The organism is Streptomyces sp. DvalAA-14 (assembly GCF_900091855.1).
GTDB lineage: Bacteria > Actinomycetota > Actinomycetes > Streptomycetales > Streptomycetaceae > Actinacidiphila.
This window is the reverse complement of record NZ_FMCH01000482.1, coordinates 1-5,280: the sequence shown is the minus strand read 5'-3', so window position 1 is coordinate 5,280 and position 5,280 is coordinate 1. Positions and strand designations below refer to the sequence as shown.

5 protein-coding genes are annotated in these 5,280 nt (G+C 73.7%); 4 read left to right on the top strand and 1 reads right to left on the bottom strand.

The features are described 5' to 3' along the window. The first annotated feature begins 89 nt into the window (after window positions 1-89). From GA0115240_RS25545 to GA0115240_RS25535, 3 genes are all read left to right on the top strand, one after another. Window positions 90-1,076, top strand: a complete 987-nt coding sequence (locus GA0115240_RS25545) for an ArsR/SmtB family transcription factor (protein ID WP_093740074.1) — start codon at window positions 90-92, stop codon at window positions 1,074-1,076. A gap of 144 nt (window positions 1,077-1,220) precedes the next feature. After that, a complete protein-coding gene (locus tag GA0115240_RS25540) occupies window positions 1,221-1,631 on the top strand; it encodes a peptidase inhibitor family I36 protein (protein WP_237555199.1) in 411 nt (136 codons plus the stop codon). A 220-nt stretch (window positions 1,632-1,851) separates the two neighbouring features. Beyond that, window positions 1,852-2,829 (top strand): hypothetical protein, encoded by a 978-nt coding sequence (locus GA0115240_RS25535; protein WP_093740070.1) that lies wholly within the window; start codon window positions 1,852-1,854, stop codon window positions 2,827-2,829. A gap of 130 nt (window positions 2,830-2,959) precedes the next feature. Here GA0115240_RS25535 and GA0115240_RS25530 read toward each other — a convergent pair whose 3' ends face one another. Then, window positions 2,960-3,538, bottom strand: coding sequence for a winged helix-turn-helix transcriptional regulator (locus GA0115240_RS25530; RefSeq protein WP_237555198.1), 579 nt, complete (start codon window positions 3,536-3,538; stop codon window positions 2,960-2,962). 104 nt (window positions 3,539-3,642) lie between these two features. On the opposite strand from GA0115240_RS25530, the gene GA0115240_RS25525 reads away from it, so the two are divergent. Then, complete coding sequence (locus GA0115240_RS25525; RefSeq protein ID WP_093740068.1) at window positions 3,643-5,196, top strand: MFS transporter; 1,554 nt, start codon at window positions 3,643-3,645, stop codon at window positions 5,194-5,196. Window positions 5,197-5,280 lie beyond the last annotated feature (84 nt).

Sequence of the window (5,280 nt, the reverse complement as noted above, 5' to 3'; positions counted from 1 at the left end):
GGAAGTAGGCGAACACGCTTGCGGGCGGGCCGCCGGTGTTGTAATCGTGTGCTCGGGAGCACGGGGGCTCCCCGGGGGTAGGAATCGCGATGCTGCGCATTTACTTCACGGCCGAAGATCTGCTCAACACCAGGGTGGCGGCGTCGCCGGATCCCATGTGGGAACTGGTGCTCAGCGTCCACCGATTACGCCGGCGGCTGGCGGTCGCGCACTACGACGCCTGGTATCAGCAGGTCACCGAAGAGGCCGCCGCCGACGACCTGCTGCGGCGCATCCGCTTCATGCTGATGCCCCTGATCCCGCGCAGCGGCTACTTCCCGGACTTCCTCACACCGGAGACCGCGCGCAGCGAGGGCATCGACCCCGCCATCGAGATGATCGCGGACCTGCCGCCGAGCACACTGCGCCGCGAAGTCGGCCTGATCGGCGGGCGGGACCAGTCCGGCTGGCTCCAGCGGCTCCGGGACGCGGCGCCGGAGGCCCGGGCCGAGCTGCGTCGGCTGCTGTGCGACTACCGGGACGTCGCCCTCGTCCCGCACTGGGCCGCGATCCGCGCGAGCGTGGAAGCAGACCGGGCGCTGCGTACCCGCGCCCTGCTCGACGGCGGGGTACAGGGCCTGCTGAGCAGCTACCAGCCGCTGATGCGCTGGAATCCGCCGGTGCTGCAGGTGCGGTACGCCGTCGAGCAGACACTCCACCTCGACGGGCGGGGGCTGTTGCTCGTGCCCTCGCACTTCTGCCAGGGAACGGCCGATTCGCTGGCCGATCCGGCGCTCCCGCCGGTGCTGGTCTATCCCGCCGCGCACGGCGGGGACGCGGGACGGGCGCCGGTCCGGGCGCTGGGCCGGCTGATCGGCGTGACCCGCGCCGCCATCCTGATCGCGGCCGGAACGGCCACCACCTCCGGTGAACTGACCCGCCGCATCGGGGTGTCGGCGGCGACGGTGAGCCACCATGTCTCGGCGCTGCGCGACGCCGGGCTGCTCAGCACTCTCCACCACGGCGAACTCATCCTGCACACCCGGACCCCGACCGGCTCCGCCCTGGTCAAGGCCGCGCTCGGGCGGAGCGGTTGACCGCCGGACCACCGGCCGCACCCTTGCCACCTGCGGCCTTCGACCCTGCTCGAAGAGGCTGTCGCCGGGACCGGCGGGCTGGCCAGTATGGCGGGCGAACCGCACCACCACCGGAAGGAACACGCAGTGACAACCCTACGTCGTATGGCAGCCGCCGCCGCGGTACTCGCGGCCGGCGCCAGCGTACTGGCCGTCGGACCGGCATCCGCGAAGGCGGCACCCGCGTCGGCAGCGGCCACCACGACCTGCTCCTCGGGCTACGCCTGCATCTACTACCACCCCAACTACGGCGGGGCCTTCTTCAGGCAGTTCCCCAGCATCCCGAACTACTCGGGCTACACCTTCACCGCCAGCGCCAACGGCAGTGACGGAGCCGGCCAGGGCGTGCGCAACAACGCCGCCTCGGTGGACAACTGGGACTTCGTCAACAGCTTCACCGTCTACTACCACCCCAACTACACGGGCGCGTCGCAGACCTTCGCGGCCGGTGGCGGGGGCAACTTCAACACCACGCTGCGCAACGAGAACGCGTCGGGCTGCTTCGGCAGCTGCTAGCACGGCCGCCCGGCGTCACCCGGCGCACCCGTGCCCGGGAGGGTGAAAGGAACCAGGACGCTCCGCCCGCCGAAATCGGGCGGAGCATCCCGGCGCCCCGACCGTATCCGATGGGTGCCCGACACGTCCCGGGCCCGTCCGTGCCCGACCCGGGTCACGACCGGGCCCCGCGACCCGTGTCACGGCACCTCCGCAGGCCCTTCCAAGGATGCGCAGAACCATGAACCGGATCCGTTTGGCCGCCCTGGGGGCGGCCGCCCTGCTCGCCGCGGGCTGCTCCGCTCCCGCCGCCCACGCCCCAACGGCCCACGACCACACCTCTGCCCAGGCCCACGCTCCCGCACCGGCGGCGGAGGCCGCGGCGCTGCCGTCGGTCGCGTCCGTGCCCCGGCTGACGACCGCCACCGACCGCGCCCTGCCCATCGCCCCTTACCTGCTGACCGACAGCCAGGCGGACCAACTCGCCGCGGCGCAGGCCGTCCTGACCGATCGCTGCATGGCCCGGTTCGGCTTCCACTACCGGACCCCGGCGCCGGCCAAGGGTTTCCGGCCGAAGACCCCGACCCAGTACCGCTACGGCGTCACCGACCCCCTAGCGGCGAAGGCCGACGGTTACGCGCCGCCCGGGAGCAGGATCCCGCCCCCGGCGGTGAAGCGCCCACCGCTGCCCGCGCCGATGACCCTGGTGCTCACCGGGACCAACGACAGCCATGTCAAGCCCGGTTCCCCCCAGGCGACCGGCGGGGAGGCCTACCACGGCCAGCGGGTGCCGGTCGGCGGATGCCTCGGCGAGGCCAGATCCCGGCTGCTCTCCGCCGGTCCGGCAGCCGGCGGCGACGCGTCGCTCGCGGACACCATCAATGTCGACAGCTTCGAGGACTCCCGCCGGGACCCGCGGGTCAAGGCGGTCTTCGCCGGCTGGTCGGCCTGCATGAAGGCGCGCGGCTACACCTATCCCGACCCGCTCACCGCCGCCAGCGACCCGGCGTGGGACACCAAGGCCCCCTCCGCCAGGGAGGAGGCGGTGGCGGCCGCCGACGCGGACTGCAAGCAGCGCGGCAATGTCATCGGGGTCTGGTACGCGGTGGACTCCGCCTACCAGCGGCAGGCGATCGGGCAGCACAGCAAGGCCCTGGCCGCCGTCCGGACGGACATCACCGCCAGACTGCGGCTCGCGGCGGCGGCGCTCACCGGCTGAGACCCGACACGCGGGGTCCTCGTACGAGTCGACGGCCGCACCACCGCCCGCCCTCGCGGGTCCTCGCCGGGCGCGGCTGGCGCGGCCGGTGTGCCGATCGGCCCGGGGCGCGGCCACGCCGCGCCGCCGCTCAGACCGGCCGGGTCGGGGTCAGCGACTCCCGGGTCACCTGCTCGCCGCAGTGCGCGCACGTCGGATCGACCGCCAGCGGTTCGCCGCAGCTGTGCCGGAAGACGACCGCGGGCGCGTCGACCGCCCACCTGTCGCCCCACTGCAGCAGGCCGAGCATCACCGGCAGCAGCTCCCGGCCCGCCTCGGTGAGGTGGTACTCATGGCGCGGCGGGTGCTCGCTGTACTGCCGGCGGGTGATGACGCCCGCCTCCTCCAGCTTGCGGAGCCGGTCCGCCAGGATGTCCCGGGACGCGCCCGTGTAGCCGGCGATCTTCGCGAAGCGGTGCACGCCGTAGGCCATCTCCCGCAGTGCGAGCAGCGACCAGCGCTCGCCCAGGATCTCCAGCGCCGCCGCGAGCGAGCACGGCCGCACGCCCAGCGGCATCTCCGCCATCACGTGCGGGGTGTACGGCTGCTGCCGCGGTTGGGGCTGCGGCTGGGACTGCTGCTCGGGCCGCGGTGTGCGGGCCCGCGGTGCGTTCGACGCCCCGGGCCCGCCCGGTCCCGCGCCCTGTTCCGCCCCTTGCTTCGTCGCCATACGGCCCAGCGTAGACCCGAGTCGGTTGTTCTTTCCCACTCACGGCTGCTAGCGTCGGGCCGGTCGGTTGGAAATCACAACACACAAGTTGCGGCGAGGAAGACATGACCATCGGGAACGCGGAAGAGCCGCGACTGGCGAAGGCCGCACCACCGGAGCCGGACGCCGGACCTGCCGCCGGACCTGCCGCCGGACCCGCCGCCGGACCCGCACCCGGGCAGGACGCCGGGCCGGTCACCGGGCAGGAAGCAGAGCCGCCGCAGGACGCCGCCGCCCGCCGCCGCGCGCTGACCATCCTCGCCCTGAGCAGCCTCGGCGTCTTCGTGGTCTTCCTCGACACCACGATCGTGAACGTCGCCTTCGAAACGATCAGCCGCAGCTTCCACACCACCACCGGCCAGCTCGCCTGGGTGCTCAACGCCTACAGCCTGGTCTTCGCCGCCGTCCTCATCCCGGCCGGCCGGCTCGCCGACCGCTACGGCCGCAAGCGGATCTTCCTCATCGGTCTCACCGGCTTCGCGCTGATGAGCGCGCTGTGCGGCGCGGCGCCGAACTCCGGTGTACTGATCGGGGGTCGCGCCCTGCAGGCCGCCTTCGCGGCGCTGGTCACCCCGACCTCGCTCGCCCTGGTGCTGCCGGAGTTCCCGCCGTCCAAGCGGCCGGTGGCGATCGGCACCTGGGGCGCGATGGGCGCGGCAGCCGCGGCCCTGGGGCCCACCATCGGCGCGCTGCTCACCGAATACGCCTCCTGGCGCTGGATCTTCCTGGTCAACGTGCCCATCTGCGCGCTGATCGTCTTCTTCGGCCTGCGGCTGCTGCGCGAGACCCGCGACCCGCAGGCGGCCGGCCTGCCCGACCCGCTCGGGGTGCTGCTGGTCGCCGCCATGCCGGCCGCGCTCAGCCTGGCCATCATCGAGGGTCCGAACCGGGGCTGGTCCGACCCCCTGGTGATCGGCGGCTTCGTGCTCGCCGCGGCGCTGCTGCCGGTCTTCCTGCTGCGCACCCGGGCCGCGGCCCAGCCGGTGATGGACCTGGCGCTGTTCCAGGTCCGGCAGTTCCGGCTGGTCAACGCGGCCACCTTGCTGTTCGCGTCGGCTTTCTACGGCATGCTGCTCGGCAACATCATCTTCCTGCAGACGGTCTGGCACTACTCGGTGCTGCACGCCGCACTGGCCACCGCTCCGAGCCCGCTGGTGGTCACCGCCCTGGCCCGTACGTCGAGCCGGCTCTCGCACGCCTACGGCCCGCGCCGGATCCTCACCGCCGGCGCGCTGCTGTGGACGGCCGGCATGGCGCTGAACGCGACCCTGATCGGCGGTACCCCGCACTGGACCACCCACTGGCTGCCGGCCGCCCTGCTCACCGGCCTCGGGATCGGGATGACCCTGCCCGTCCAGTCCGGCGCCGCCGTGCAGGCCCTGCCGCCGGCCCGCTTCGCCGTCGGCTCGGCGATCAACGCCAGCTTCCGGCAGCTCGGCGCGGTCCTCGGCATCAGCGTCTTCGTCGCCGTCCTCGGCGCGCCCGGTCCGGCCGCCGCCGTGGCCTCCTTCCACCGCGTGTGGTGGGTGCTGGCCGCGCTGGGTCTGGCCGCCGGGTTGGTGCTGTGGCTGCCGCGGGTGCGGCAGCGGCCGGACGGCGCCCCGGCGGCAGCGGTCTGAGCCGGGCCCGGCGGGGCCACCCGGCGCCGGGCCGGGCCGCCGGGTTCACCGGCTCGGGTCAGCCCGTGCCGGCCAGGGCGTCCA

Excerpts from the sequence above, each read along its gene's own strand:
- GA0115240_RS25530 (WP_237555198.1), bottom strand. The coding sequence starts at position 3,538 with ATGGCGACGAAGCAAGGGGCGGAACAGGGCGCGGGACCGGGCGGGCCC.
- GA0115240_RS25535 (WP_093740070.1), top strand. The coding sequence starts at position 1,852 with ATGAACCGGATCCGTTTGGCCGCCCTGGGGGCGGCCGCCCTGCTCGCC.
- GA0115240_RS25540 (WP_237555199.1), top strand. The coding sequence starts at position 1,221 with ATGGCAGCCGCCGCCGCGGTACTCGCGGCCGGCGCCAGCGTACTGGCC.
- GA0115240_RS25525 (WP_093740068.1), top strand. The coding sequence starts at position 3,643 with ATGACCATCGGGAACGCGGAAGAGCCGCGACTGGCGAAGGCCGCACCA.
- GA0115240_RS25545 (WP_093740074.1), top strand. The coding sequence starts at position 90 with ATGCTGCGCATTTACTTCACGGCCGAAGATCTGCTCAACACCAGGGTG.